25 protein-coding genes are annotated in these 26,961 nt (G+C 72.1%); 20 read left to right on the plus strand and 5 right to left on the minus strand.

Translation table 11 applies throughout. The annotated features are described in order from the left end of the window. The first annotated feature begins 116 nt into the window (after positions 1 to 116). Positions 117 to 530, plus strand: a complete 414-nt coding sequence (locus QNO14_RS01585) for a GreA/GreB family elongation factor (protein ID WP_257495749.1) — start codon at positions 117 to 119, stop codon at positions 528 to 530. A gap of 153 nt (positions 531 to 683) precedes the next feature. On the opposite strand, the gene QNO14_RS01590 is transcribed toward QNO14_RS01585, so the two are convergent. Beyond that, positions 684 to 2,366: an ABC-F family ATP-binding cassette domain-containing protein gene (locus QNO14_RS01590; protein ID WP_257506878.1), complete on the minus strand. Its 1,683-nt coding sequence runs from the start codon at positions 2,364 to 2,366 to the stop codon at positions 684 to 686. Between the two features lie 291 nt (positions 2,367 to 2,657). Between QNO14_RS01590 and QNO14_RS01595 the strand changes: the two genes are divergently transcribed. Then, positions 2,658 to 3,011, plus strand: a complete 354-nt coding sequence (locus tag QNO14_RS01595; protein WP_257506877.1) for a hypothetical protein — start codon at positions 2,658 to 2,660, stop codon at positions 3,009 to 3,011. On the opposite strand, the gene QNO14_RS01600 is transcribed toward QNO14_RS01595, so the two are convergent. Beyond that, positions 2,996 to 3,661, minus strand: a complete 666-nt coding sequence (locus tag QNO14_RS01600; protein ID WP_257506876.1) for an alpha/beta hydrolase — start codon at positions 3,659 to 3,661, stop codon at positions 2,996 to 2,998. The genes QNO14_RS01595 and QNO14_RS01600 overlap by 16 nt on opposite strands. Positions 3,662 to 3,711: 50 nt before the next feature. On the opposite strand from QNO14_RS01600, the gene QNO14_RS01605 reads away from it, so the two are divergent. The 12 genes from QNO14_RS01605 (at position 3,712) to QNO14_RS01660 (ending at position 15,443) form a co-directional block, all read left to right on the plus strand. Beyond that, a complete protein-coding gene (locus QNO14_RS01605; RefSeq protein WP_257495753.1) occupies positions 3,712 to 4,377 on the plus strand; it encodes an NUDIX hydrolase family protein in 666 nt (221 codons plus the stop codon). 119 nt (positions 4,378 to 4,496) lie between these two features. Further along, the gene (locus QNO14_RS01610; protein ID WP_257506875.1) at positions 4,497 to 6,224 is read left to right on the plus strand and encodes a dihydroxyacetone kinase family protein; all 1,728 of its coding nucleotides are present in this window, start codon (positions 4,497 to 4,499) and stop codon (positions 6,222 to 6,224) included. Further along, complete coding sequence (locus QNO14_RS01615; RefSeq protein ID WP_257506874.1) at positions 6,224 to 6,679, plus strand: ribose-5-phosphate isomerase; 456 nt, start codon at positions 6,224 to 6,226, stop codon at positions 6,677 to 6,679. Before QNO14_RS01610 ends, QNO14_RS01615 begins: the two co-directional genes overlap by 1 nt. Continuing rightward, the gene (locus QNO14_RS01620) at positions 6,672 to 7,469 is read left to right on the plus strand and encodes a triose-phosphate isomerase family protein (RefSeq protein WP_257506873.1); all 798 of its coding nucleotides are present in this window, start codon (positions 6,672 to 6,674) and stop codon (positions 7,467 to 7,469) included. Before QNO14_RS01615 ends, QNO14_RS01620 begins: the two co-directional genes overlap by 8 nt. Continuing rightward, a complete protein-coding gene (locus QNO14_RS01625; RefSeq protein ID WP_257495757.1) occupies positions 7,466 to 8,194 on the plus strand; it encodes a GntR family transcriptional regulator in 729 nt (242 codons plus the stop codon). Before QNO14_RS01620 ends, QNO14_RS01625 begins: the two co-directional genes overlap by 4 nt. Positions 8,195 to 8,316: 122 nt before the next feature. Beyond that, positions 8,317 to 9,270: a sugar phosphate isomerase/epimerase family protein gene (locus QNO14_RS01630; protein ID WP_257506872.1), complete on the plus strand. Its 954-nt coding sequence runs from the start codon at positions 8,317 to 8,319 to the stop codon at positions 9,268 to 9,270. 26 nt (positions 9,271 to 9,296) lie between these two features. After that, positions 9,297 to 10,274, plus strand: a complete 978-nt coding sequence (locus tag QNO14_RS01635) for a 3-hydroxyacyl-CoA dehydrogenase family protein (RefSeq protein WP_257506871.1) — start codon at positions 9,297 to 9,299, stop codon at positions 10,272 to 10,274. A gap of 10 nt (positions 10,275 to 10,284) precedes the next feature. Beyond that, positions 10,285 to 11,055, plus strand: coding sequence for an SDR family NAD(P)-dependent oxidoreductase (locus QNO14_RS01640; RefSeq protein WP_257506870.1), 771 nt, complete (start codon positions 10,285 to 10,287; stop codon positions 11,053 to 11,055). A 154-nt stretch (positions 11,056 to 11,209) separates the two neighbouring features. Beyond that, positions 11,210 to 12,583, plus strand: coding sequence for an MFS transporter (locus QNO14_RS01645; protein WP_257495761.1), 1,374 nt, complete (start codon positions 11,210 to 11,212; stop codon positions 12,581 to 12,583). A gap of 62 nt (positions 12,584 to 12,645) precedes the next feature. Continuing rightward, entirely contained in the window at positions 12,646 to 13,533 is an 888-nt protein-coding gene (locus QNO14_RS01650; RefSeq protein ID WP_257506869.1) for an NAD(P)-dependent oxidoreductase, read from the plus strand. After that, positions 13,530 to 14,771, plus strand: a complete 1,242-nt coding sequence (locus QNO14_RS01655; protein WP_257506868.1) for a four-carbon acid sugar kinase family protein — start codon at positions 13,530 to 13,532, stop codon at positions 14,769 to 14,771. Before QNO14_RS01650 ends, QNO14_RS01655 begins: the two co-directional genes overlap by 4 nt. 225 nt (positions 14,772 to 14,996) lie before the next feature. Beyond that, positions 14,997 to 15,443, plus strand: coding sequence for a GNAT family N-acetyltransferase (locus tag QNO14_RS01660; protein ID WP_257506867.1), 447 nt, complete (start codon positions 14,997 to 14,999; stop codon positions 15,441 to 15,443). Here the strand turns inward: QNO14_RS01660 and QNO14_RS01665 are convergent, their stop codons facing one another. Beyond that, the gene (locus tag QNO14_RS01665) at positions 15,444 to 16,511 is read right to left on the minus strand and encodes a threonine aldolase family protein (RefSeq protein WP_257506866.1); all 1,068 of its coding nucleotides are present in this window, start codon (positions 16,509 to 16,511) and stop codon (positions 15,444 to 15,446) included. Between the two features lie 307 nt (positions 16,512 to 16,818). Between QNO14_RS01665 and QNO14_RS01670 the strand changes: the two genes are divergently transcribed. Then, complete coding sequence (locus QNO14_RS01670) at positions 16,819 to 18,180, plus strand: MFS transporter (RefSeq protein WP_257506933.1); 1,362 nt, start codon at positions 16,819 to 16,821, stop codon at positions 18,178 to 18,180. Positions 18,181 to 18,250: 70 nt separating this feature from the next. Here QNO14_RS01670 and QNO14_RS01675 read toward each other — a convergent pair whose 3' ends face one another. Beyond that, complete coding sequence (locus QNO14_RS01675) at positions 18,251 to 19,690, minus strand: DUF6421 family protein (RefSeq protein ID WP_257506865.1); 1,440 nt, start codon at positions 19,688 to 19,690, stop codon at positions 18,251 to 18,253. 126 nt (positions 19,691 to 19,816) lie between these two features. On the opposite strand from QNO14_RS01675, the gene QNO14_RS01680 reads away from it, so the two are divergent. Then, complete coding sequence (locus QNO14_RS01680; protein WP_257506864.1) at positions 19,817 to 20,767, plus strand: diacylglycerol/lipid kinase family protein; 951 nt, start codon at positions 19,817 to 19,819, stop codon at positions 20,765 to 20,767. Between the two features lie 21 nt (positions 20,768 to 20,788). On the opposite strand, the gene QNO14_RS01685 is transcribed toward QNO14_RS01680, so the two are convergent. After that, positions 20,789 to 22,282, minus strand: coding sequence for a CoA-acylating methylmalonate-semialdehyde dehydrogenase (locus QNO14_RS01685; RefSeq protein ID WP_434543513.1), 1,494 nt, complete (start codon positions 22,280 to 22,282; stop codon positions 20,789 to 20,791). A gap of 501 nt (positions 22,283 to 22,783) precedes the next feature. Here QNO14_RS01685 and QNO14_RS01690 point away from each other — a divergent pair. The 4 genes from QNO14_RS01690 (at position 22,784) to QNO14_RS01705 (ending at position 26,958) form a co-directional block, all read left to right on the plus strand. Then, positions 22,784 to 23,944 (plus strand): sensor histidine kinase, encoded by a 1,161-nt coding sequence (locus QNO14_RS01690; protein WP_257495769.1) that lies wholly within the window; start codon positions 22,784 to 22,786, stop codon positions 23,942 to 23,944. Beyond that, positions 23,941 to 24,597 (plus strand): response regulator, encoded by a 657-nt coding sequence (locus QNO14_RS01695; protein WP_257495770.1) that lies wholly within the window; start codon positions 23,941 to 23,943, stop codon positions 24,595 to 24,597. Before QNO14_RS01690 ends, QNO14_RS01695 begins: the two co-directional genes overlap by 4 nt. Positions 24,598 to 24,679: 82 nt before the next feature. Next, positions 24,680 to 25,468: an ABC transporter ATP-binding protein gene (locus QNO14_RS01700; RefSeq protein ID WP_257506862.1), complete on the plus strand. Its 789-nt coding sequence runs from the start codon at positions 24,680 to 24,682 to the stop codon at positions 25,466 to 25,468. Continuing rightward, positions 25,465 to 26,958, plus strand: a complete 1,494-nt coding sequence (locus QNO14_RS01705; RefSeq protein WP_374114014.1) for an ABC transporter permease — start codon at positions 25,465 to 25,467, stop codon at positions 26,956 to 26,958. The genes QNO14_RS01700 and QNO14_RS01705 overlap by 4 nt, the downstream gene beginning before the upstream one ends. Positions 26,959 to 26,961: the final 3 nt, after the last annotated feature.

Consider the following 26,961-nt stretch of genomic DNA (forward strand, 5'->3'; position numbering starts at 1 on the left):
GGGAGTCCTCCTGTTCTGCGGCCGGTCGGCGGCGAGCAACCCCCGGCTCCGCGTTCGTTTTCCGAGCGCCGGGGCGATAGGCTGGAAGATCTTTGTCAGTGCGGAAAGGGACAGTCATGTCGAACGAGCAGGAAACCGTGTGGATGACCGCGGCGGCGCTCGCCGCGCTGCAGAGCGAGCTGGATGAACTGAGCCGGCGGGCCGAGGGTGACGCCGACCAGGCGCGCCAGGTCGAGCTGCGCAGCCTGATCCGCCGCGCCGAGGTCGGCACGAAGCCCGACGACGGACTCGTCGAGCCCGGTATGACGGTGACGGTGCGCTTCACGCGCGACGGCTCGGAGGAGACGTTCCTGCTGGGCAGTCGTGAGCTGGTGAAGCAGGGCGGGCAGGTCGACCTCGACGTCTACTCCCCGTCGTCGCCGCTGGGAACGGCCATCACCGGCCGTTACGTCGGCGACACCGTCAGCTTCGCCGCGCCGAACGGCTCGACCCTCGAGGTCGCGGTCGTCTCGGCCGTTCCCTTCGCCTGAGCCCGGTCTCGCGCCCGCCGAGCGGCGGACGCAAGCACAACGTCGCCGTTGCGCGCCGTATCGTGCGCAACGGGGCGGTCCCGGCCGCTTGCGGCCCCGGATTGGCGACGTTGTGCACGCCCGGGTCGGCGGGCGGCGGCCGCGTGTGCGGCCTCACCCGCGTTCGCGGAGGGCGCCGTCGGCGTTCAGCTGCAGCACCAGGTCGGGGTGCAGCCTCTCGAGGAACGCGTCGTCGTGGCTCACCACGAGCACGGCGCCGCGATAGGCGGCGAGCGCCTCGACGAGCGCGTCGACGGTGTCGAGGTCGAGGTTGTTCGTCGGCTCGTCGAGGATCAACAGCTGCGGCGGCGGTTCGGTCAGCAGCAGTCTGGCCAGGGCGACGCGGAAGCGCTCACCGCCTGAGAGGCTCGCCACCGGGCGGCCGACGGTCGCGCCGCGGATGAGGAAGCGGGCGAGCCGGTTGCGCAGCTCCGCCGCAGCGACGCCCGGCGCCGCCGCCCGCACGTTGTCGAGCACCGACGCGGCGTCGTCGAGGCCGTCGATGCGCTGCGGCAGGTAGCCGATGCGGTCGGTGTGCGCGGCGGCGTGTGCACAACGTCGCCGATGCGGCGGCGGGTGGTCGGATGCGGCCGGGTTGGGCGCGATCTGGCGCGGGATGCCGACGTTGTGCACGGCGCCGGCCGCATCGCCGGCCACGACGAGCTGCTCCACCAGCGTCGTCTTGCCTGCGCCGTTCGGCCCCACGAGCGCCGTGCGCTCGGGGCCCTTCAGCACCCAGGACCGCTCGCCGTCGCCGAGGGTGGCGATGCGCCGCGAGGCGGGGACCCCCGGATCGGGCAGATCGATGTGCACCGAGGCGTCGTCACGCACCCGGCGCCCCGCGGCATCCAGCGCCGCGCGCGCTTCGGCCTCGCGGTCGGCGACCATGCCGCGCAGTCTTCCCGCCGACACCTGCGCGGCGTGCGCGCGGTTGCCCGCGACGATCCCCGGCACGCGCTTCTCGCGCCGGGCCTTGCTCCCCATCGCCGCCCGCGACGCGAGCGTGGACTCGGCCCCGATGCGGTCGCGCTTCTCACGGCGGACGACCTGGGCGGCGGCCCGCTCGGCCTGTCGGGCGGCGGCCTGCTCGCGCTCGTTCGCCTCGCGCCACCGCGAGTACGGTCCGCCGAACGTCGAGAGCGTCTGGGCGTAGAGCTCTGCGGTCTCGTCCATCGTCTCCAGCAGCGCGGTGTCGTGGCTCACGACGATGAGCGCTCCCGGCCAGTCGCGCACCATCGCCGTGAGCCGGGCCCGGGCGTCGCGGTCCAGGTTGTTCGTGGGTTCGTCCAGCAGCGTCACCGCCGCACGGCGTCGGCGGATGCCGGCGACCGCCGTGAGCACGGCCTCGCCGCCCGACAGCTCCCCGACCCGGCGCTCCAGCGCGTCCGCGGGCAGCCCGGCGTCGGCCAGGGCCGCGACGGCGCGGGACTCCACGTCCCAGTCATCGCCGACGGCGTCGAAGTGGGCCGGGTCGACGTCGCCGGATGCGATAGCCCGCACCGCCCGCAGCGCCGAGCCCACGCCCAGCAGATCTACGACCGGCCGGTCGACGGCAAGGGTGAGGGTCTGCGGCAGCCAGGCCACGTCGCCGCTCACGGCGAGATGACCGCTCGTCGGAGCCGCAGCGCCGGCGATCAGCCGCAGCAGCGTGGACTTGCCGGAGCCGTTGCGCCCGACGAGCCCGGTGCGGCCGGTGCTGAAAGCGCCGGAGATCTCGGTGAGCGCGGGGGTGCCGTCCGGCCAGGCGAACGAGACGCGGTCCAGGAGGACCGATGGGGAAGGGAGAGGGAGGTGCATGAGGATCCTTCGGTGCCAGCCCTGCGATGCAGGGGCGCGCTGACACGAAGGTCGCGGTCACGGCGGGCGGAGGCTCCATGCCGGGGGCGACGGGATCGACGGGTCAGCGCAGGGATGCGCTTCCTCGTCGAAGGGATCGACGGTCAGCGCGCGAACTGCGCGGCCGCGACGATCTCCGTCATTTCATTCCTCACCTGGGGGACAGGGACGCGGACAGCATAGCCCCGCGGCCCGGAGCGGGCTACTGTTCCCGGCATGGGGGACGCGCGGCAGGGGGAAGGGGCGGCCGCCGTGCGTGCGTGGGCATTCGCCGCTGTCATCGGCGCCGCGATCGGCGCCGCGATGGGGGCGACGCTGGCGAGCGTGCCGCTCGGGGTCGGCCTGGGCCTGTGCTTCGCGGTGGTGTTCGCCGTCGCGTTCGCACCGTCGGTGGACCTCGACCCCGGCGAGGTGGCCCAGAGCAGCCCCGCGCCGGCGGCTTCCCCGCTTTCCGCGGAGACGCGGGAGACGCGGGAGACGCGCGAGACGCGCGAGGAGCGCGAGGAGCGCCTCATCATGGGCGACCGGCACGTGGTCGATGGGAACGGCGCGATCGGACCGGGGGACAGGCTGGACGTCGACCCCGACCGCTACGACGGGGAGTGAGCTGCGGCCTCGAGGCGCTTGCGCAGGAAGGTCACGACGTCGTCCAGTTCCTCCTGCGAGACGCTGTGGGCAAGGCCCGTGTACACCCGGCCGCTCAGATCGACGTGATCGGGGAGCCACTGCACCGTGTGGTCGATGAGCGCGGGCGGGATCACGTCGTCACCGGTGCCGCGTCCCCAGAACACCGGCGGCCGCAGCTCGGCCAGGCGCGCGTCGCCCGGGAGCGAGCCGGGCGCGACGTACCCGCTGAGGTTCACCGCGAACGACACGAGGTCGGGGCGCAGCCGCAGCGCCTGCAGCGCGACCGACGCGCCTTGCGAGAACCCCAGAAGACCGACGGATGCCGCGTCGGTCTCGGCATCCAGCCATTGCACGAACCGCTCGGCCGCCGCCGTGACATCGTCGGGCCGACGGCTCTCGAGCCCCTCGATCGGGTACCACGAGTAGCCCGGCGTGGGGAAGGGCGGGGGCAACGGCGCGCGCACGGCCGCGACGACGAAGTCGGCGGGCAGGTGCGGTGCCAACGAGAACAGGTCGTCCTCGTTGGATCCGTACCCGTGCAGCAGCACCAGCAGGGGACGGCCGGCGCGCTCGGCGGGGCCCACCGACCAGCGCACGGCGTCGGGATCGAGGGCGGGGATGGCGACCATGCCCTCCATCCTGACAGGGCGCACCGACACCGGGTTGGTATACATGAGGCATGGCCGTCCGAACCCCCGACCCCGAACCCGGTGACCGCGACGACGATTCGCCGCGCGACCCTCTCCGCGAGGGGGGTGCGCCCTTCGACCGTCCGGGTCATCCGCTCGGCGGCAGCAGCTTCGGGTCGCCCGTCTCCGGCTCCGCGCAGAATCCCGCCTGGCTGAGCGAGGTGGAGCTGGCCGAGGCGCGCCGGCGCCTGCCGATGCTCTACGTCGAGGCGGTGCCGGTGCGCACCGACGGTGTGGGCGCGGTGACCGAGGTCGGCATCCTGCTGCGGGCCACCCCGCTCGGCGAGATCACCCGCACGATCGTCTCCGGCCGCGTGCGATACGGCGAGACGGTGCGCGACGCCCTGTTCCGTCACGTCGAGAACGACCTGGGGCCGATGGCCTTTCCGCTGCTGCCACCGCAGCCGGTGCCGTTCACGGTCGCGGAGTACTTCCCGATCCCCGGCGTCAGCGCCTTCCACGACGACCGCCAGCACGCGGTCTCGCTGGCGTTCGTCGTGCCGGTGTCGGGCACCTGCGAGCCCCGGCAGGACGCCCTCGAAGTGACCTGGATGACGCCGCAGGAGGCCGCCAGCGACGCAGTGTCGGCCGAGATGGAGGGCGGCCGCGGCACCCTCGTGCGGCTGGCACTGGCCTCGGTGGGCGCTCTGCGCTGAGGCGCGGCGCGCGCGGGCGCCTGACGGGCAGGGCGGGGGATGCCGGAACATCCCTGGCCGATCGATCCCATTTCCAATAGGATCGACGCGATGGTTCCGTCCCGCCAGAGGAGTACGCAATGACGCGCCTGTTCAACGACCCGGACGACTTCGCCGCCGAGATGATCGAGGGCTTCGCCGCCGCATCGTCGCGGTGGGTGCGCCCCGTCGTCGGCGGCGTGGTGCGGGCCACCCGAGGTGCCGAGCCGACCGTGGCGGTCGTCATCGGGGGCGGCAGCGGGCACTACCCCGCGTTCGGCGGGCTCGTGGGGCCCGGGCTCGCGCACGGCGCGGCCATGGGCAACCTCTTCGCCTCGCCGTCGGCGCACCAGGTGCACTCCGTGGCCACCGCAGCCCATGAGGGCCGGGGCGTCCTGCTGAGCTTCGGCAACTACGCCGGCGACGTGCTGCACTTCGGGCAGGCGCAGGAGCGCATGCGGGAGGCCGGAATCGACTGCCGCACCGTGGTCGTGACCGACGACGTGTGGAGCGCGCCCAAGGACGAGCTCGACCGTCGCCGCGGCATCGCGGGCGACCTCGTCGTCTTCAAGGTCGCCGGCGCGGCCGCCGAGGCCGGCCTCGACCTCGACGACGTCGAACGGCTTGCGCGCCACGCCAACGCCCGCACCCGCTCCTTCGGCGTCGCCTTCGGCGGCTGCACGCTGCCCGGCGCGGACGAGCCGCTGTTCGACGTGCCCGAGGGGCGCATGGCGGTGGGGCTCGGCATCCACGGCGAACCGGGCATCGACGAGGTCGACGTGCCGACGGCAGCGGGACTTGCCGAGATGTTCCTCGACAAGCTCCTGGACGAGCTTCCCGACGGGGTGACCCTGCCGGGTGCTCGCGTCGTGCCCATCCTCAACGGGCTGGGCAGCGTCAAGTACGAGGAGCTCTTCGTCGTCTACCGCTCGGTGGCCCGACTGCTGGCCGACGCCGGCGCCACCGTCGTCTCCCCCGAGGTGGGCGAGTTCTGCACGAGCTTCGACATGGCCGGCGCCTCGCTCACGCTCGTGTGGCTCGACGACGAGCTGGAGCGCTTCTGGCTGGCGCCCTGCGACACCCCGGCATTCCGCCGCGGCACGGTGGGGGAGCGCCGTGCCGTCACCGACGACGAGCTCGCGGCGCTCGACGAGACGCGCGAGATCGGCGCGGCCGGCGACGCCTCGCGGCGGGCCGCGGCGGTGATCTCCCGCGTCGTGACGGGGGTGGCGTCGATGCTCGACGCGCACGCCGATGAGCTCGGCCGGCTGGACCGCGTCGCCGGCGACGGCGACCACGGCATCGGCATGCAGCGGGGCAGCCGCGCCGCGGCCGAGGCTGCGGCCGCGGCGGCCGATGCCGGGGCGGGCGCCCGCACGACCCTGCAGCACGCCGGCGACGCCTGGGCGGACAAGGGCGGCGGCACCTCGGGAGCCATCTGGGGCGAGATGCTCATCGCGCTGGGCGGCGCGCTCGGCGACGACGACGCCGTGACCGGATCCCAGGTCGTCGCGGGCGTCACGGGAATGAAGGATGCCGTCATGGCGTTCGGCAAGGCACGCCCCGGCGACAAGACGATGGTCGATGCGATCGTGCCGTTCGCCGACGACCTCGCCGAGCGCGTAGCCGCAGGTGATGCGCTTGCGGTCGCTTGGGCGCACGCGGCCGAGGTCGCCACCACCGCGGCCGAGCGCACGTCCGAGATGACGGCGAAACTGGGGCGGGCGCGGTCGCACGGCGACAAGAGCCTCGGCACCCCCGACCCCGGCGCGGTGTCGTTCGCGCTGGTGACACATACTGTTCTGGACGTCCTGAAGGAGGACAACTGATGGCTCTGCGACTGGTGATCGGCTCGGATGACGCGGGCTTCGAGTACAAGGAACGTCTCAAGGCCGACCTCGAGGCCAACGACCTCGTCGCCGACGTGGTCGACGTGGGGGTGGATGCCGACGGGCACACCAACTACCCCGCCATCGCGATCGCCGCGGCCGAGCGCGTCGCCGCCGGTGACGCCGACCGGGCGCTGCTGATCTGCGGCACCGGGCTCGGGGTCGCGATCGCGGCGAACAAGGTGCCCGGCATCCGCGCGGTGACCGCACACGACCCCTACAGCGTCGAGCGCGCGGTGCTCTCGAACAACGCCCAGGTGCTGTGCATGGGGCAGCGCGTGGTCGGTCTCGAGCTCGCCCGGCGCCTGGTCCGCGAGTGGCTGACGTACACGTTCGACGCCGAAGGCGCCTCGGCCGAGAAGGTGCAGGAGATCTGCGCCTACGAAGGTGTCTGACTCCCCGACTGCGGAAGGGGTGCCGATGCTCGTCGGCTCGAGCCTGAAGATGTACTTCTCCCACGCCCGCACCGTGGCGTGGGCGCGCGAGGTGGCGGACCTGCTGCGTGCGAAACCGGCCACCGGGGTGACCGCGTTCGTCATCCCGCAGTACCCGTCCATCCCCGCCTGCGTCGAGATCGGCGCGCCGGTGGGACTCGCCGTCGGCGCGCAGGACATCGCCACCGAGGACGAGGGCGCCTTCACGGGGGAGGTGAGCGGCGCCGTGCTGGCGGAGCTCGGATGCCGCTTCGTCGAAGTCGGGCACGCCGAGCGGCGCCGGCTCTTCGGCGAGACCGACGACGTGGTCGCGGCCAAGGTGTTCGCCGCCCAGCGCCACGGCCTCGTGCCGATCCTGTGCGTGGGGGAGGCGGACCGGCAGGATGCCACGGACGCCGTGGCCGAGGTGGTGCGCCAGATCGAGTCCGGCCTCGCCGCGGCGCGCGCCGCAGGCCTTCACGGCGAGGTGGTGATCGCCTACGAGCCGCTCTGGGCGATCGGCGCAGCCGAGCCGGCCGGCGCCCCCCACATCCGCCGGGTCTGCGCGGCGCTGCGCAGCCACCTGGCCGGCGCCCCGGAGAAGGCCTCGGTGATCTACGGGGGAAGCGCGGGACCGGGCCTGCTGGGGAACGTCGCCGATGCGGTCGACGGACTGTTCCTGGGGCGCTTCGCCCATGACCCGCGCGCGTTCGGCGCGATACTCGACGAGGCGGCGCCCCTCGCGGCACGGCGTCTGGAGGAAGCACGATGACGATGGAGCAGGAGACCGGGGGCCTCGACGGCCTCACCGGGACGATCGAACGGCGAGGGCTTCGCGACCACGTCTACGAGCGCATCCTGCAGCTGCTGCTCAGCGGCGACGTGGCGCCGGGTGCACGGCTGTCGATCGACACGATCGCGCGCCAGCTGCACGTGTCGCCGACGCCGGTGCGAGAGGCGATGGTGCAGCTCGAGCGCACCGGTCTGGTGACGCGCGAGGCGCTGAAGGGCTACCGGGTCGCCCCGCCGTTGCGTCCCTCCCAGCTCGCGGAGCTGTTCGACGCGCGTCTCATGCTCGAGTCCACGGCCGCCCGGCTCGCCACGCCCGCCCCCGCATCGATGCTCGAGGAGCTGCGCCGCGCGCAGGCGCACCATCGCGAGACGGGTGAGCGGGTGATCGAGGCGATGTCCGTCGGCGACACCGACGTGGCCCTGATGACGGCGTACTTCGCCGCGGATGCCGCCTTCCACCGGGTCGTGTTCGACCATTGCGGCAACCACTACCTCACGGAGATGTCGGAGACCCTCGGCGCTCAGCTGCACCGCATGCGGCAGGCGGCGCTGTACGGTGTCACCGATGTGCGCGAGGCCATCGCCGAGCACGCGGCCATCGTCGACGCGTTCGCCGGCGACGACGCCCGCGCACCGGAGCAGGCGATGCGCCGGCACATCGAGCTGGTGCGCTCGCGGTCGCTCGATGTCGAGCGCGCGGGCTGACGCCCGAGAGATCTCCGCGGAGCCGTCGGACGGGGGAAAGCCGCTCTTCCCCACCCACCCTCTTTCCTGTAGGATCGAGGAAACGCACAACGAAGTCGCGCCGACGCGTCAACGGAGCCGTCATGACAGATTCCTCCTCTCCCCGCACCCTCGACAGCCAGACCTGGCCCATCGCCGTCTGCATGCACGGGTTCTCCCCGGTGGATCGTGAGGGCACGGCGCTGCATGACGCGGCCCCGGAGGTGTGGGACCGGCTGTTCGCCGAGGTCGCCCGGCTCGGCTTCACCGCCATCGAACTCGCCGACAGCCACATCCGTCCGGCGGATCTGACGCCCTCCCGGCGTGAGGAGCTGCTCGAGATCTCCCGCTCGTACGGTGTGACGCCCATCTCGGTGCACGTCCAGCGGCAGAGCGTCATTCAGCCGGGCCGCGGCGAGGAGAACCTCGCCTACGCGCACCGCACCATCGACGCCGCCGCGGAGCTGGGGCTGCAGGTCTTCTCGACGGGGCTGCACCAGCCCTTCACCCAGGCCCAGCGCGATGCGCTGTGGTTCTGGACCGCTCCCGGCCCGGTCGACCCGGACGACGCCGACACCCGCGCCCTCGCGGTGCGGCGGCTGCGCGAGCTCGGTGAGCACGCGGCATCCGTCGGCCTGCCGATGTCGCTGGAGATGTACGAGGACACCTATCTCGGCACCGCCGACAGCGCCGTGCGCCTCATCGAGGAGATCGGCCTCGACAACGTCGGCCTCAATCCCGACATCGCGAACCTCATCCGCCTGCACCGGCCCATCGAGGACTGGCGCGAGATGCACGAGAAGACGCTGCCGTACGCCAACTACTGGCACGTGAAGAACTACACCCGCGACGAGGCCCTCGACGGCAGCTGGTTCACGTCGGTCCCCACCACGATGGAGCAGGGCCTCATCAACTACCGCGCCATGGTCTCGCTCGCGATCGAGGTCGGCTTCCGCGGCCCGTTCCTCATGGAGCAGTACGGTGGCGACAGCCTCGGGGTGTGCGCCGCCAACCGCACCTATCTGCAGTCGCTGCTGCCCCAGCCCGCAGGCGACTGACCGCTTCAGTGACGAAGGAGACCGATATGACCGAAATCTCTCGCCCCGTCTACGCCGTGATCGGCAGTGGCTACATGGGCGGCGGCATCGCCCAGGTGCTCGCGCTCTCGGGCGCCGACGTGCGCATCGCCGACGTCGAGATCGCGATCGCGCAGGGCAACCGCGACCGACTCATCGCCGAGGCGGAGCAGTTCACCGCCGACGGACTGTTCCCCGCCGATGCGGCTGCGGTGATCGCCGAGCGTGTCACGGCGGCGACGATCGAGGATGCCGTGGCCGGCGCCTCCTTCATCGAAGAGGCCGTGCCGGAGAAGATCGAGATCAAGCACGCGACACTGCGCCGCATCAGCGACGCCGCCGCACCCGACGCGATCATCGGCAGCAACACCTCGACGATCCTCATCGGAAAGCTGGCCGAGGCCGTCAGCCACCCGGAGCGCTTCCTCGGCGTGCACTTCTCCAACCCCGCCCCCTTCATCCCCGGCGTCGAGCTCATCCCGCATGCGGGCACGGATGCCGCCGTCATCCCCGTCGTCGAGCAGATCGTCGCCGCGACCGGCAAGGAGACGGCCCGCGTCAAGGACGCCACCGGTTTCGTGCTGAACCGGCTGCAGTACGCGCTGTTCCACGAGGCGACGCAGCTCGTCGAGGAGGGGGTCGCGACGCCCGAGGACATCGACACGATCGTCCGCACCACGTTCGGCTTCCGCCTGCCGTTCTTCGGCCCCTTCGCCATCGCCGACATGGCCGGGCTCGACGTCTACGCCTTCTGCTACGCATCGCTGCAGACGGAGTTCCCCGAGCGCTTCGCGACCCCGCAGATCCTCGAGGACCTCGTCGCCGCAGGCAAGTTCGGCACGAAGTCCGGCGGCGGGTTCCTCGACGTGCCCGCCGAGCGCACCCCCGAGCTCATCGCCTACCGCAACAAGGCGTACGTCGCGATGAAGAAGCTGGTCGACGAGCTCGGGCCCGCCCCGATCCACCCCGCCGCCGAGAGCCGCTGAAGGGATCCCCATGGCATCCGCATTCCCCGCTGACCGCACGGTCATCCTCACCGGCGCCGCGAGCCCCCGCGGCATCGGCCGGGCGACCGCCTACCACCTTGCCGAGCTGGGATGGAACGTCGGCATCATCGACGTCGACGGCGAGGCGGCGGCGGCCACCGCGGCCGACGTCGCCGACGAACACGGGGTCAAGGCCGTGGGTGTCGGCGCGAACCTCGCCGACCGCGAGCAGGCGATCGCCGCCGTCGACGAGCTCGAGGCAAAGCTCCCGCAGCTGGTGGCGCTCGTGAACTTCGCCGGCGTCTCGTCGCCCGTTCCCTATCTCGAGGTGACGCCTGAGGAATGGCACCGGGTGCTCGGGGTCAACCTCGAGGGCGTGCACTGGGTGACCCAGCGCGTCGCGGCATCCCTCGTCTCCTCCGGCGTCGGCCGCATCGTCGGCATCTCGTCGGTGTCGGCCCAGCGCGGCGGCGGCACCTTCTCGAAGACCCCCTACTCCGCATCGAAGGCGGGCGTCATCGGGCTCATGCGCTCCATCGCGCGCGAGTTCGGGCCGCTCGGGATCACCGCCAACGTGATCTCCCCCGGCCCCATCGACACCGACATCATGGGCGGCACGCTCACCGAGGAGCGCAAGCAGGCCATGGCCGCCGACGGTGTGCTGGCGCGCATCGGCACCCCCCGCGACATCGCCGCCGCGGTGGCGTATCTCATCAGCGAAGACGCCGGATTCGTGACGGGCCAGACCCTGAACGTCGACGGCGGCCTGTACATGCACTGAGGCATTCCATGTCACGTTCCTGGTCGAAAGGCCGCATCGCCTACCTCGTCATCGGGGTCGTCTGCGTCGCCGTCGGCGTCGCGCTCATCCTGCCCGGCCTCATCGGCTGAGCCGGACCCACCGCCGCACACCACTGCTCGAAGGAGAGTCGTCCGTGTCCACCTCAGATAGCGCCGCCGCGCGCGCTTTGCTCGACAACCCTCATCTGGACAGCGGTATCAAGAAGGCGACCTATCGCCTGATGCCGATGCTCATCATCCTGTACTTCGTCGCGTTCCTGGACCGCACGAACGTCGGGTTCGCCGAGGAGGCCCTGTCGGTCGACCGCGGCATCACCGCCGGAGCCTATGCGCTGGGCGCCGGCATCTTCTTCATCGGCTATGCGATCTTCGAGATCCCCTCGAACCTGCTGCTGGACAAGTTCGGCGCCCGGTTCTGGTTGGCCCGCATCGCCATCACCTGGGGCATCGTCGCGTCGGCGTTCGCCTTCGTGACGAACGACACGATGTTCGTCTGGCTGCGCTTCCTCCTCGGCGTCACCGAGGCGGGGCTCTTCCCCGGCGTCATCATGTTCCTGGCGCAGTGGTTCCCCAACAAGCGCCGCGTGCAGATGTTCGCGCTGTTCTACCTCGCCCAGCCGTTCTCGCAGATGATCGGCGCACCGCTGTCAGGCGGCCTCATCAGCTTCGGCGAGCAGTTCACGCCGTGGGCCGGCTGGCAGGTGATGTTCTTCGTCGAGGGCATGCTGGCCGTCGTCGCCGGCATCGCCGCGGTGTTCTTCCTCGTCGATTCGCCGCAGAAGGCGAAGTTCCTCGACGTCGAGGAGAAGGCCGCCATGAAGGCGGTCATGGAACACGAGGATGCGATCAAGCACAACGACGGTCCCCGCGGCATCGGCTCGGCGCTGATCAACTGGAAGGTCTGGTACTTCACCGTCATCTACTTCTGCCTGCAGATCGCGGTCTACGGCACCACGTTCTACCTCCCCCAGCAGGTCGCCGGACTCATCGGCCGGGACGTCGGCTGGGAGGTCGGACTCGTCACGGCGATCCCGTGGGCGGTGGGCCTGTTCGCCTGCTACTACGTCGGAAAGCACGCCAACACCCTGCGGCGCCGCCGCACGTGGGGCGCGTCGTTCTTCGTCATCACCGGCCTCGCCATCTTCGTCTCGGCATGGGCCGGCGCGAACGGTCACGCCCTGCTGGGCATCGCCGCGATCACCGTCGCCGTCGCCTCGTTCCTCTCGACCGGTCCGATCACGTGGTCCTTCCCGACCGCGTTCCTCGTCGGCGCGGCCGCGGCCACCGGTATCGGCCTCATCAACTCGCTCGGCAACCTGGGCGGGTTCGTGGCGCCGATCATGCGCAACGCGATCAACGAGGCGGTCCCGACCGAGTCCGGTGCGTGGGGCGTCGTGTCGCTGGGTGTGTTCGCGTTCCTGGCCGCGATCATGATGCTCTGCACCCGGTTCTTCCGCTCCAAGGCGGATGACCTGCTGCACGACGAGCCCACGGTATTGGGCCACTGACACCACCCGCGGGGTGCGCGTTCCTGCGCACCCCGCGCTGGTTCACAGAGAGGATCGAGCGCATGGACACGCACTCGCAGGTCGCCTTCGTCGGTCTCGGCGCCATCGGCCTGCCGATGGCCCAGAGCATCGTCCGGGCGGGCATGCCGCTCGTCGGCGTCGAACCCGCCCCCGCCGGCCGGGAGCGCGCCGCGGCGGCAGGCATCGAGACCGTCGCCGACGTCACCGGGATCGGTGCTTCGTCGGTCGTCGTCGTCATGGTCGCCACTGCCGCGCAGCTGGCGTCGGTCGTGGATGCCGCGCTCGCCGCCGGCGTCGTCGCAGACCGCACCTGGGTCGTCTCGTCCACGGTCGGCCCCGACGCGGTGCGCGCCGAAGCAGAGCGCATCTCCGCCGCGGGAGGCGCCGTCGTCGACGCCCCCGTCAGCGGCGGGGTCGCCCGCGCCGGCCGCGGCGACCTCGTGCTGTTCGTCTCCGGCTCGGATGCCGCGATCGCCGCTGCCCGCCCCGTGCTCGAGGCGCTGGGCACCGCCCGCGTCGTGGGCGCGGAACCCGGCGCCGGGCAGTCGGTCAAGGTCGTCAACCAGCACCTGTGCGCCGTGCACATCGCCGCCGCCGCCGAAGCGCTCGCGCTGGCCGAGCGGCTGGAGCTCGACCCCGCATTCGTGCTCGACGTCGTCGGCGGGGGAGCGGCGGCATCCTTCATGCTCGGCGACCGGGGTCCGCGGATGCTCGCCGACGACGCCCCGGTGCTCAGCCAGGTCGGCATCTTCGTCAAGGACACCGGGCTCGTCGCCGACGCGGCCGAAGCCGCCGGCATCGACCTGCCCGTGCTGCAGGCGGCCCGGGGCCGCTTTCTGGCCGCCGCCGATCTGGGGCTCACCACCCACGACGACTCGAGCGTCATCCAGACCTACCGCGTCGCCGCCGGGTCGGAGGGCGAGCGATGAAGACCGTCGTGCTCGACGACGACCCCACCGGCACGCAGTCCGCGTCGGGGGTCGACGTGCTGCTGGACATCGACGCCGACGGCATCCGGTCGGCGCTCGCCGAAGCCGACAGCGTCTACGTCCAGACCAACTCGCGGGCGATCGACGAGGATGCCGCCGTCGCCCTCGTCCGCGAGGTGCGCGATGCCGCCGTTGCCGCGGCGGCCGCCCTCGGCGAGGAGATGCAGTTCGTGCTGCGAGGGGATTCGACCCTGCGCGGGCACGTGTTCGCCGAGACCGAGCAGTTCGTCGAACCCGACTCGGTCATCGTGTTCTGCCCCGCCTTCCCCGCGGGCGGCCGCACGACGGTCGACGGCGTGCACCTCGTGCGCATCGGCGACGACGTCGTGCCCGCGCACGAGACCGAGTACGCCGACGACCCGGTGTTCCCGTTCACCACCGGGGTGCTGGTCGACTACGTCGCCGAGAAGTCGGGGCGCACCGCCGTCTCGGTGCCGTTGGCCGAGGTGCGGGCGGGCGGGGTCGCCCGTGCGATCGCGGCGGCGCCCGCCGGCGGGGTCATCGTTCCCGACGCCGAGAGCGATGCGGACATCGACCTGATCGCCGCCGGCATCCGCGATGCCCGCGCGGCCGGGAGGGACGTCGTCGTGCGCAGCGCCGCTCCCCTCGCCGCCTCGCTCGCCGGCGTCGCCTCGCACGGCCTGCTGCCGACCCCGCTCGTGGCCGGTCCCGCTCCCACCCTCGTGGCCTGCGGCTCGCACACCGCCGGCGCGTCGGCCCAGCTCGCCCGGCTCGAGGTGCGTCACGGTCCGGCGGTGGTCATCGCCACCGCCGACGCGTTCGCCGATCCCGACGCCGCCGGGCGCGCCGCCGCTGCCGAGGCCCGTCAGCGCCTCGCCGAGACGGGGCTGGCGCTGATCTCCACCGAGCGGCAGCGGCGGCCCGAGCACAACACGCTTCGTCACGGCCAGCTGGTGATGCGCGCCCTCACCACCGCGGTGCGGATACTCGTGCCCGAGGTCGAGGCGGTCGTCGCGAAGGGCGGCATCACGTCGGCAGAGCTCGCCCGCACCGGTGTGGGTGCCACCCGCGCTCGCGTGCGCGGGCAGGTGCTGCCGGGGGTGTCGGTGTGGGACCTCGTCTCGGCCGAGGGGGAGGACCGTCTGTACGTCGTCGTCCCCGGCAACGTCGGCGGTCCGTCGACCCTGGTCGACGTGGTCGAGGCCCTCGGCCGCTGACGCCCGGCTCCGCCCGCCGCGGCATCCGCCCGCCCGCCCCGCCCCCGCCCGCCCGCCGCCCCCCCCACGCGTCGAGAAACCACTTCTCGGATGAGACACCACGCAACGCGGTGTTTCCCGCCCGAAACGTGGTTTCTCGGGGCGTCTCGGCCGGTGCGGGAAGCGGCCCCCGGAGCAGAGCTGAAATAATCGGGGGCGTCCCCCGGTGAAGAAGGAGTCTTCGACGTGCCCGTCAGCTTCCATGAGGCATCCCCTGCCGAGATGGATCCCGTCCGCTTGTATTCGATCCTCAAGCTCCGAGTGGATGTGTTCGTCGTCGAGCAGGGGGCGGCGTATGAAGAACTCGACGGCAGGGACGTCGAGCCGGGCGCTCGCCTGTACTGGGCAGAGGACGAGGGCGACGTCCTCGCGACGCTGCGGCTCCTGAAGGAGGCGGACGGCTCACGCATCGGACGTGTCGCGACCGCCGCGGCGGCTCGCGGTCGTGGCCTCGCCGCGGAACTCATGCGGCGCGCGATCGCCGCATCCGACGGACAGCGGATCGTCCTGGACGGGCAGCTGCAGCTCGAGCGCTGGTACGAGGGGTTCGGTTTCGCCCGCTCCGGGGAGGTCTTCGTCGAAGACGGCATTCCGCACGTCCCGATGACCCGGGCCGCCGGAGTCAGCGCGTAGTCAGCCGCGGGTGAGGCGGGACAGCTCCGCGACGAACGCGTCGACGTCGGCCGGTTCGGTGTCGAACGAGCACATCCAGCGCACCTCGCGACGCGTGGCATCCCAGTCGTAGAAGCGGAAGCGCTCGCGCAGCCGGTCGGCGACCCCCGGTGGCAGCGTCGCGAAGACGCCGTTGACCTGGGTGGGCTGGGTGAACTCCACGCCCCGGATCGTGCCGTCGGCGATCCCCGCCTCGACGGCGCTGCGCAGGCGTGCGGCCATCGCGTTGGAGTGGCGCGCGTTGCGCAGCCACAGGTCGCCGTCGAGCAGCGCGATCAGCTGGGCGGAGATGAAGCGCATCTTCGATGACAGCTGCATGTTGAGCTTGCGGAGGTAGCGCAGACCCTCGGATGCCGCGGGGTCGAGCACCACGATGGCCTCGCCGATCATGGCGCCGTTCTTGGTGCCGCCGAAGCTCAGCACGTCGACACCGACGTCGCGGGTGAACGCCGCCAGCGGCAGGTCCAGCGCGGCTGCGGCATTGGCGATGCGGGCGCCGTCGAGGTGCAGGCGCATGCCGCGCGCGTGCGCGTGGTCGGCGAGGGCGCGGATCTCGTCCGGGGTGTACAGGGTGCCGAGCTCGGTCGACTGCGTGATCGACACGACCAGCGGCTGGGCGCGGTGCTCGTCGCCCCAGCCCCACGCCTCGCGGTCGACCAGCTCCGGGGTGAGCTTTCCGTCGTCGGTCGGGACGGTGAGCAGCTTGATGCCGGCGACCCGCTCCGGCGCCCCGCCCTCGTCGACGTTGATGTGCGCGGTGGATGCCGCGATGACCGCACCCCAGCGGGGGAGCATCGACTGCAGGCCGGTGACGTTCGCGCCGGTGCCGTTGAACACCGGGAACGCCTCGACGCCGTCGCCGAGGTGCCGCGCGAACACCTGCTGCAGGGCAGCGGTGTAGTCGTCGTCGCCGTAGGCGATCTGGTGGCCGCCGCCCGCCGCGGCGATGGCGGCGAGCACCTCGGGGTGCACGCCGGAGTAGTTGTCGCTGGCGAAGCCGCGGACGGCGGTGTCGTGGAGGGTCGTCACGGTCCCTCAGCCTAGTGAGGCGCTGCCGCCGCGCCGGCCAGCCGCGCGATCACACTGTCGTCCCCGACAGCCGTGTGATCGGTCCCGCCAAGGCCGGGGGACGGATGCCGCGTGCACAACGTCGCCAATCCGCGCGCGGCATCGCCGAATCCGGCCTCGGTGTCGTGGCGCCCGCCGAAACAGCGACGTTGTGTACGCGTTCCCCTGGCATACGTCGGCGCCGGTGACTACCCTCGCCCCCATGGCCGAGAACGCCGTCCCGGCTGGGGCCGCCGGGAACGCCTCACCGCTCGCGCCGCCCGGCGGCATGCGCGTGTTCGTGCAGGTGCTCGTCAACACCGCGGTGGCGAACATCACGACGAGCTTCCTCTGGTTCGCGCTGGTCTTCTGGGCCTACCTCGAGACCCGGTCGGTGCTGGCGACCGGCCTCATCGGCGGCGCGTACATGCTCTTCGTCGCGGCGCTCTCCATCCCCTTCGGAACCCTCGTCGACCGGCACCGCAAGCACCGCGTCATGATCGGCTCGAGCCTCGTGACCCTCACCGCGTTCATCGTCGCCGGCATCCTGTATCTGCTCTTCCCCGAATCCACCCTCATCGACCTCGGCAGGCCCTGGTTCTGGGTGTTCTCGGCGATCGTGCTGTTCGGCGGCGTCATCGAGAACATGCGCAACATCGCGCTGTCGACGACGGTGACCCTGCTCGTGCCCACCGAGCGGCACGCGAACGCCAACGGCATGGTCGGCACGGTGCAGGGGATCGCGTTCATCGTGACGAGCGTCTTCTCGGGTCTGTCGATCGGCCTGCTCGGCATGGGGTGGACGATCCTCCTCGCCATCGCGGTCACCGCCGCGGCCCTGGTGCACCTGGTTTTCCTGCGCATCCCGGAGAACGAGCCCGCCCCCGTCGACGGCCACGCGCCGAAGGTCGATCTGCGCGGCAGCATCGCCGCGATCGCGGGGGTGCCAGGCTTGTTCGCCCTCATCCTCTTCTCGACGTTCAACAACCTCATCGGCGGCGTCTACATGGCGCTGATGGACCCGTACGGCCTCACGCTCTTCCCCGTGGAGGTGTGGGGCGTCGTGCTCGGGGTGAGCTCCGTCGGGTTCATCCTGGGCGGCATCGTCATCGCCGCGCGCGGGCTCGGACGCAATCCCGTGCGCACCCTCCTGCTCGCGGTCATCGCGATGGGGGTGCTGGGGGCGCTCTTCACGATCCGCGAGTGGTGGTGGCTCTACGCCGCCGGCATCCTGCTCTACATGGCGCTGATCCCCGCGGCCGAGGCGGCGGAGCAGACGGTGATCCAGAAGGTCGTGCCGTTCGAGCGGCAGGGGCGCGTCTTCGGGTTCGCGCAGGCGCTGGAGTCGGCCTCGGCCCCCGTCACGGCCTTTCTCATCGCGCCGATCGCGGAGTTCTGGATCATCCCGCACCTGGCGACGGATGCCGGCGCCCAGGCATGGCGGCCGGTGCTCGGTGACGGTGAGGCCCGCGGCATCGCCCTGGTGTTCCTCGTCGCGGGGGTGATCATGGTGATCGCCGGTGTGCTGGCGTTCGCGTCCCGCTCGTATCGGCGCCTGTCGGCGTTCTACGCCGGTGAGCCCACCGCCACCGTGCCCGACCCCGCCGCGCCCGCCGCGCCGCAGCCCGCCGAGAAACCACAATCCGGATGAGAAACACCGCGTTGCGCGGTTTCTCATCCGAAAAGTGGTTTCTCGGGCGGGGCAGGCGACCCGGGCGGCGTCAGTCCGTGCCGCGGATGCCGGAGGTCGAGGCGATCACGTCGCGCATCTTCTTCTCCAGCGCCTCGTAGAACATCGACAGCGGGAACTCGTCGTCCAGCACCGCGTCGGTGTAGCCCTTCGGCGCACCCGCGAGCACCTCGTGGGGCAGCCCCCGCGCCCACGCCGAGGCGGGGTGCGGGGTCAGCACGGCGCGCACGAGGTCGTACGCGGCGAGCCAGTGCGCGACCTTGGGCCGGTCGATCGACTGCCAGTAGAGCTCGTCGATCGCAGATCCGAGCGCCACGACGGCCGCCGGCACCTCGTCCCAGTCGAAGGCCAGCGCCGTGTCGGTCCAGTGCAGCACGCCCCGCTGATGCAGCCACGCGAACAGCAGCTGGCCGCCCAGCCCGTCGTAGTTGCGCACCCGGCCGCCGGTGATCGCGAACCGGAAGATCCGGTCGAAGATCACCGCGTACTGCACCAGGCCCGCGTGCTGCAGGGTCTCGGCCTCGGCGGCGGAGAGGTGCTCTCCGGCATCCACCCGCGCCTGCAGCTCCTGCTGGATGCCGACGCACTCCCGGAACGCGGTGAGGTCGCAGCGCAGCTCCTCGAGCGAGTAGAGGAAGAACGGCATCCGCTGCTTGATCATGAACGGGTCGAACGGCAGGTCGCCGCGCATGTGGGTGCGGTCGTGGATGAGGTCCCACATGACGAACGTCTCCTCCGCCAGCTGCTGATCCTCGAGCAGCCGGGCGGCCTCGGCGGGCAGGTCGAGCTTCGTGATCTCGGATGCCGCGCGCACGACGCGCCGGTAGCGTGCCGCCTCACGGTCCTGGAAGATCGCGCCCCACGTGAACGCCGGGATCTCGCGCATCGCGACCGTCTCGGGGAAGAGCACCGCCGAGTTGGTGTCGTACCCCGGGGTGAAGTCCACGAGCCGCAGCGAGACGAAGAGGCCGTTGGTGTACCGGGTCTCGAGGTCGGCGATGAACTCCGGCCAGATGACCTCCGCCAGCACCGCCTCGACGAACCGGCTGCGCGAGCCGTTCTGGGTGTACATCGGGAAGACGACGAGATGGCGGATGCCGTCGACCCGCCGGCGCTGCGGCTGGAACGCCACCAGCGAGTCGAGGAAGTCCGGCACGCCGAATCCGCCGGCGGCCCACCGGTCGAAGTCGGCCACGGCGGCGGAGAGGTACTCCGCGTCGTGCGGGAACCGCGGCGCGAGGGCGTCGATCGCGTCGGCGATCTCGGCGACGAGTGTCTCGGCTGCGGCGTGGTCGGCCGGGTCCGGGACCGATCCGTCCTGCGCCTGCAGCCTCTGCAGCGCCGTGGCGGCGCGCTTGAGCGCGAGCCACTCGGTCGAGCTTTCGACCCCGACGGCCCGCCCGTCCTCGACGACCTCGGGTTCGCCGACGATGGCCTTGCGCTCACGGGTGGTGGCGGCCTTGATGGACATGGGAACCTCCGATCTTCGGGGTCGGCCGGCGCATCGGCGCGCCGGTGTGTGTCAGGGTGCGGCCCAGCCTATCCATGCGCTGTCAAGTGGCCTCGTCGACCGTGCGGCACCGGTAGCGTCGCGGGCATGCCCGACCACACCTCCCCCGCCCGTCCCGACGGCGAGGGGCTGCTGCTGATGGCGAACAGCGGCGCCGGCGAGGCGGTGCTGCGCGCCGATCCGCTGCCGGTGATCCGTGGGCGCCTGCCACGGGCGCGGTTCGTCGAGCTCGGTCCCGACGACGACCTCGCCGACGCTGTGGACGCGGCGATGGCCGGCGACGACCGGCCGCGGGCGCTGGGGGTGCTCGGCGGGGACGGATCGGTCTCGCGGATGGCGCATCTGGCCCGGCGTCACGGCGTGCCCCTGCTGGTGGTCCCCGGCGGCACCTACAACCACTTCGCCCGCGCCGCCGGGATCGACGACGTGGATGCCGCGCTGGCGGCCTTCACCGCCGGGCGGCTGCGCGAGGTGGTGGTGGCGGAGGTCTGTGTCGACGACGGCGACCCGATCACGGTGCTCAACGCGGTGTCGCTGGGGAACTACCCGCAGTTCCTCGCCGAGCGCACCGAGCGCGCGAGCCTCGGCAAGTGGCTCGGCGGGGTGGCCGCGATCGTCGCCGCCCTGCGGCACGCGCGCCCCGTGCGCGTGACCCACGAGGGGCGCACCGCCACGGTGTGGTCGGTGTTCGTCGGGGTGGGGCGCAACAACCCGCATCGGCACGCCATGATGCAGCGCGTGACGCTGGACGACCCGGTGCTCGACGTGCGCCTGCACCATGCTCGCGGCTCGCGGCTGCGCGCCATGGCGTCGCTGGCGTTCGGGCGCCGCACCCTGCGGCTGCTGCGGCTGCTGCACGTGGTGCCGCCGGCATCGCACTTCGAGCGGCAGGTCACGGGCCGCTGGAAGGCGCGCGTCCAGCCGGGGAAGGCCCCTGGCTCGTACGTGCACGACGGCGAACTCGAACAGGCCCCGCAGTCCGGCTTCACACTCGAGGTGCGGGCCGTCCCCGCCGGCCTGCGCGTCTACGCCCCCTGACGCCCGATCCGCGCGGCACGGTCAGTCGTGCTGCGGAAACCCGAGGTTGAGGCCGCCGTGGGAGGGGTCGAGCCAGCGGCTGGTGATCGCCTTCTCCGAGGTGAAGAAGTCGAACCCGTGCGGGCCGTACGCCTTGGCATCCCCGAAGTGCGACGCCTTCCATCCCCCGAAGGAGTGGTAGGCCACCGGCACCGGGATCGGCACGTTGATCCCGATCATCCCCACCTGGGCCTCACGCTGGAAGCGCCGAGCGGCACCGCCGTCGTTGGTGAAGATCGCCGTGCCGTTGCCGTACGGGCTGGCGTTGATGACCTCGAGTCCCTCCTCGTAGCCGGAGACGCGCACGATCGACAGCACCGGGCCGAAGATCTCGTCGCGGTACACCGAGGAGGTCGTCGGCACGCGGTCGATGAGGGTGGGCCCGAGCCAGAACCCGTCGGGATCGCCGTCGGCTTCGACGCCGCGGCCGTCGACGACGACCGTGGCGCCGTCGGCCGGGGCGCGCTCGATGTATGACGCGACGCGGTCGCGGTGGGCGCCGGTGATGAGCGGACCCATGTCGCAGCCGCGCAGCCCGTCGCCGGTGCGCAGCGTCGCCATGCGCTCGCGCACCTTGTCCACGAGGTCGTCGGCGACCGAGTCGACCGCCAGCACCACCGACACGGCCATGCAGCGCTCGCCGGCAGAGCCGAACCCGGCGTTGACGGCCGCGTCGGCGACGAGGTCGAGGTCGGCGTCGGGGAGCACGAGCATGTGGTTCTTGGCGCCGCCGAATGCCTGCACCCGCTTGCCCTGGCCCGTCGCGGTCTCGTACACATACTGCGCGATGGGGGTGGAGCCGACGAAGGAGATCGCCCGCACGTCGGGGTGCACGAGCAGCGCGTCGACGGCCTCCTTGTCGCCGTGCACGACGTTGAAGACGCCGTCGGGCAGGCCGGCCTCGCGCATCAGCGCGGCCAGCCAGTTCGCCGCCGTCGGGTCCTTCTCGCTGGGCTTGAGCACGACGGCGTTGCCGGCGGCGATCGCCACCGAGAAGAACCACAGGGGCACCATCGCGGGAAAGTTGAAAGGGCTGATGATGCCGACGACCCCGAGGCTCTGGCGGAGCGTGTAGACGTCGACACCGCCGGAGGCGTTCTCCGAGTACGCGCCCTTGGTGAGGTGCCCGAGCCCGCACGCGAACTCCACGACCTCCATGCCCCGGGCGATCTCGCCGTGCGCGTCGGAGAGCACCTTGCCGTGCTCGGCGGTCAGGATGTGCGCCAGCTCGTCCTTGCGGGCGTTCAGCAGCTCTCGGAACGCGAACATCACGGCGGTACGCCGGGCGATCGAGGCATCCCGCCAGTCCTGCCAGGCGTCGGATGCCGCGGCGACCACGGCGTCGACGTCGGCGGCGGTGGCCAGGCGCACCTCGCGGCGCACGATTCCACGGGCGGGATCGTAGACGGGGGCGGTGCGGGTGGCGGTGCCCGCCCAGGTGCTGCCGGAGACCCAGTGGTCGAGGATGTCGGTCACGTCCTGTCCTTTCCGGATGCCGGGGTGTGGCATCCGCGTCGGGTCGGAGCCGCGTTGTCGGCTTCGACGGGCCGGCGGCGGCGAGGGGACGGACGGATGCCGGCGCAGCGCGTGCTGTGCCGGGGCGTCGGTCCTCGTCGACCGGTCTCCGGTACGGCGATGCTACTGGACGCTGCCCCGCCCGCACCGCGCGGTTCCGGTGTCGCGTCGCGCTGTTCCGGTGTCGCGTGGCGCTGTTCCGGTGTCGCATCGCGCTGTTCCGGTGTCGCATGCGCACAGTCCTCGTCCGCGGCACCCGCCATTCGTGACACTCGAGCAGCGCGGGGCCACGGGCGGCGGCTGGTGCCCGCGTCGACCCCATCGCGCTGTTCCGGTGTCGCGTGCGCACAGTCCTCGTCCGCGGCATCCGCCATTCGTGACACTCGAGCAGCGCGGGGTGGGGGCGGCGGGATACATCCCGCGGCGGACGCGAGGCCCCCGCGCCTCCCGTAGCGTCGAGGGGTGTTCCGAGTCCTGAAGCCCTATCAGATCGTCGTCGACGTCATCGTCGCGGGGCTCTTCGCCCTCGTCGCGCTGCCGTACGAACTCGTGAGCTCCTCGACCGACGCGTACGCGACCCTGTCCTCGACGTTGCTGGTCCTGCTCATGGCGACCGCGCTGGCGGTGCGCCGAATCTCGCCCGCCCTCGCGCTGGGCGTGGCCTGGGCCGGCGCCATCCTGCAGATGGGGTTCCTGCGCCCGCCGGGTTTCGCCGACATCGCCATCTTCGCCGTCCTGTACGCCACCGCCGCCTATGGGTCGCGGCGGGTGTTCTGGGCCGGGCTCGCCTCGTCGATCCTCGGCGCCGTCGTGATCACCGTCTACCTGTTCGGCCCGCTGCCGGGGTTCAACACCCTCAGCTGGTCGAACCTGCCCACCGCCGTCGCCCTGCTCATCGCTGCGGCGTTCGGGCTGGGACTGTGGTGGACCATCGGCGCCCTGGTGCGCACCGGCATCCGTGCCCGCGAGAACCGCAAGGCGCAGGAAGCGGCCGAGGCCGAGACCGTCACCGAGCAGGAGCGGGTGCGCATCGCCCGCGACATGCACGACGTCGTCGCCCACTCGCTCGCCGTCGTCATCGCACAGGCCGACGGCGCCCGCTACGCCGCCGCGGCCGATCCGCAGGCGGCCACCGCAGCGCTCGGCACCATCGCGACCACCGCCCGCTCGGCGCTGTCGGACGTGCGCCTGCTGCTGACGCAGTTGCGTCACAGCCAGGGCGAGGGGCCGCAGCCGACGATCGCCGACCTCGAGGAGCTGTACGCCCAGGTGCGCTCGGCGGGTGTCGACCTGCGTGTCGACGTGGAGCCGACGCCGCAGGGCATTCCGCCCGCGGCGATCCAGCTGGCGGTGTACCGCATTCTGCAGGAGGCCCTCACCAACGCGCTGCGCCATGGCAGCGGCGGTTCTGTGACCGTGCGGCTGGCGTGGCATCCTGACCGGGTGACGTTGCACGTCCAGAATCCCCTTCCCGACTCGGTGGCACCCGACGAACCGGTCCGCGGGCACGGTCTGATCGGCATGCGCGAGCGCGCGCTGCTCGTCGGCGGCACACTCGACGCCGCCGCCGAAGACGGATCCTTCGTGGTGAGCGCCACGATCCCGATCGGCCGCGCGTCATGAGCGCGCCCATCCGGGTCGTGCTCGTCGACGACCAGGCGCTGTTCCGCGCCGGCATCCGCATGCTCGTCGACTCCCAGCCCGACCTCGAGGTCGTCGGAGAGGCCTCCGACGGGCAGGAAGCGATCGGAATCATCCGGCACACGCGGCCGGACGTCGTGCTGATGGACATCCGGATGCCGGTGATGGACGGGCTGACGGCGACCGCGCAGCTGCTGGTGGACCCGGTGTTCGACGGCGAGCCGCCGCGGATCGTCATGCTCACGACCTTCGACCTCGACGAGGCCGCAGCGCGCGCCATCCGGCAGGGGGCGAGCGGCTTTCTCCTGAAGGACGCCGAGCCGGAGTTCCTCCTCGCCGCGATCCGCTCGGTGCACGCCGGCTCGGCCGTCATCGCGGCCTCGGCCACGCGTGACCTCTTCGCCCACTTCGCCGAGCCGACGCGGCCCGTGCCGCCGCAGTTCGCCTCGCTCACCGATCGCGAGAAGGAGATCTTCGCGCTCGCCGCCCGGGGGCTCAGCAACGCCGAGATCGCCGGTCGGGAGTTCCTCTCCGAGGCGACGGTGAAGACCCACATCAGTCGCATCCTCGCGAAGCTGGGCCTGCGCGACCGCGTGCAGCTGGTGGTCTTCGCGTTCGAGCACGGTCTGGTCTGACGCCGGATCATCCTCGCGATGTATGCGGCAGCAGCCGCGCGGCCGACGCGGCGCAGGGGAGCGCGTCCGTAGCGTCGATGGCATGGAGATCACCACGACAGAGCTCGGGCTCGCCGCCCGCGTGCAGGGCCTCACCAAGACCTACGGCGAGGGCGGCACTGCGGTGCGCGCCCTCGACGGCGTGAACGTCGGCATCCGCCGGGGCGAGTTCACCGCGATCATGGGCCCGAGCGGCTCGGGCAAGTCCACGCTCATGCACATCATGGCGGGGCTGGATGCCGCGACCGCCGGGCGCGCCTGGATCGGCGACACCGAGATCACCGGGCTGAGCGACCTGGAGCTGACGGTGCTGCGCCGCCGGCGCGTCGGCTTCGTCTTCCAGGCGTTCAACCTGGTTCCCACCCTCGACGCCATCGGCAACATCCTGCTGCCGTTCGACCTCGACGGCCGGCGGCCGAGCGCCGTCGAGCGTGCCCGCATCGACGGCCTTGTCCAGACGCTCGGGCTCGGCGCCCGACTCGGCCACCGCCCGCATGAGCTCTCGGGCGGTCAGCAGCAGCGCGTCGCCATTGCGCGGGCGCTGGCGACCGCCCCCGATCTCGTCTTCGCCGACGAGCCGACCGGCAACCTCGACTCGCGCAGCGGCCGCGAGGTGCTGGCGCTCCTGGCCACGGCCGCGCGCTCGCACGGTCAGTCGATAGCCATGGTGACGCACGACCCCGTCGCAGCCTCCCACGCCGACCGCGTGCTGCACCTGGCCGACGGCCGCATCGTCGCCGACAAGCCCCGGCAGACCGCCGAGGAGATCTCGGCTTTCATGCTGGCCGCCGAAATCGCCGGCGCCGGCGCCGGCGCCGGGGTGCGGTCATGACCGCGCTCGTCGAGCCCGCAGGCGTGGCGGATCGCCCGGCCGCAGGACGCGGGATCGCGCCCGCATCGCGGCCGGCATCCGGTCGTCTGGCCTGGCTGCGGGAGCGGGGCATGGGCGCCACCGTGCTGGTCGCGGCGATCTCGGCCGCGTTCGGCGTCGCGCTGCTGACGGCCACGGGGTACCTCGCCGCGGTGCTGCGCTCCGACCCGTACTTCGGCGACTCCGAGACGCTCGCGATCGTCATCGGCATCCTGAGCGTGCTGCTGACGGGCGTGGCGGTGTATGTGGGCGCGATGGTCACCGCCAACACGTTCGCGACGATCGTGGCGGGCCGCACGCGCTCCATCGCACTGATGCGGCTGATCGGCGCCTCGGCACGCGCGCAGCGCGCGGAGGTGGCCGGACAGGGCCTCATCGTCGGCGCGCTCGGCGCGTTCGCCGGACTGGTGCTCGGGACGGCCGCGTGCATCGCGGCGGTGCCGGTGCTCGACCGGCTGGTCGGCGTCGACAGCTCCTACGTCGTTGCCGAGCCCGTACTGCTGCTCCCGGCGATCGCGGTGGCGCTGACCACCTGGGCGGCGGCGTGGGCGGGCTCCCGTCGTGTGCTGGCGGTCACGCCGCTGCAGGCGCTCGGCGGATCGGTCGAGGCGACGCGCGAGCAGGTCGCCCGCCGACGCGGCCGCAGCGTCGCGGCATTCACTCTGCTGGGCCTGGGCGCGGCGCTGCTGGCACTCGGCGTCGTCACCGGGTTCGTCACGCCGCTGGGCGTCGTGGTGTCCTTCGCCGGCGGGCTGCTGTCGTTCACGGGGCTCACCCTCGCCGCACCTGCGGTGATGCCACCGCTCCTGCGACTGAGCGCGCGAGCGTTCGGGCGGTCGGTGCCCGCACGGCTCGCTGCCGAGAATGCGCTCCGGTACCCCGAGCGTTCCAGCCGCATGGCGATCGGCGTGGTGATGGGCGTGGCGCTCGTGACGATGTTCGCGGTGGCGGCCGAGTCCGTGAAGACGTTGGTCGCCGTTTCGGCCGGCGGCGAGGTGGATCCGGCGTTCGCGGGGATGATGGATTCGTTCGCGGCCGTGATGATGGCGCTGGTGGGGGTCAGTGCCGTGATCGCCGGGGTGGGCCTGGTGAACCTGCTGACCATCGGGGTCGTGCAGCGGCGGCGGGAGCTGGGGCTGCTGCGTGCCCTGGGCCTCAGCGCCGGCCAGGTGCGGCGGATGGTGCTGCTGGAGGCCGCCCATGTCACGGTGACGGCGCTGGCCTTCGGGCTGCTGCTCGGGGTGGCCTACGGCTGGGTGGGTGCCCAGTCGGTGCTCGGCTCGGTGCGGATCCCGCCCGCGTGGGAGGCGCCGACCTTCATCGCCCCGGCGGTGCCGCTGCTGCCGGTGCTCGTGGTGGTGGCCGCGACCGCCGTGCTGACCCTCGTGGCGGCCGTGGTGCCCACGCGCCTCGCCACCCGCGTGGCGCCCGTCGCCGCCCTCGCGGAGTAAGGC

The sequence above is a fragment of the Microbacterium sp. zg-Y625 genome, from assembly GCF_030246925.1.
GTDB lineage: Bacteria > Actinomycetota > Actinomycetes > Actinomycetales > Microbacteriaceae > Microbacterium > Microbacterium jiangjiandongii.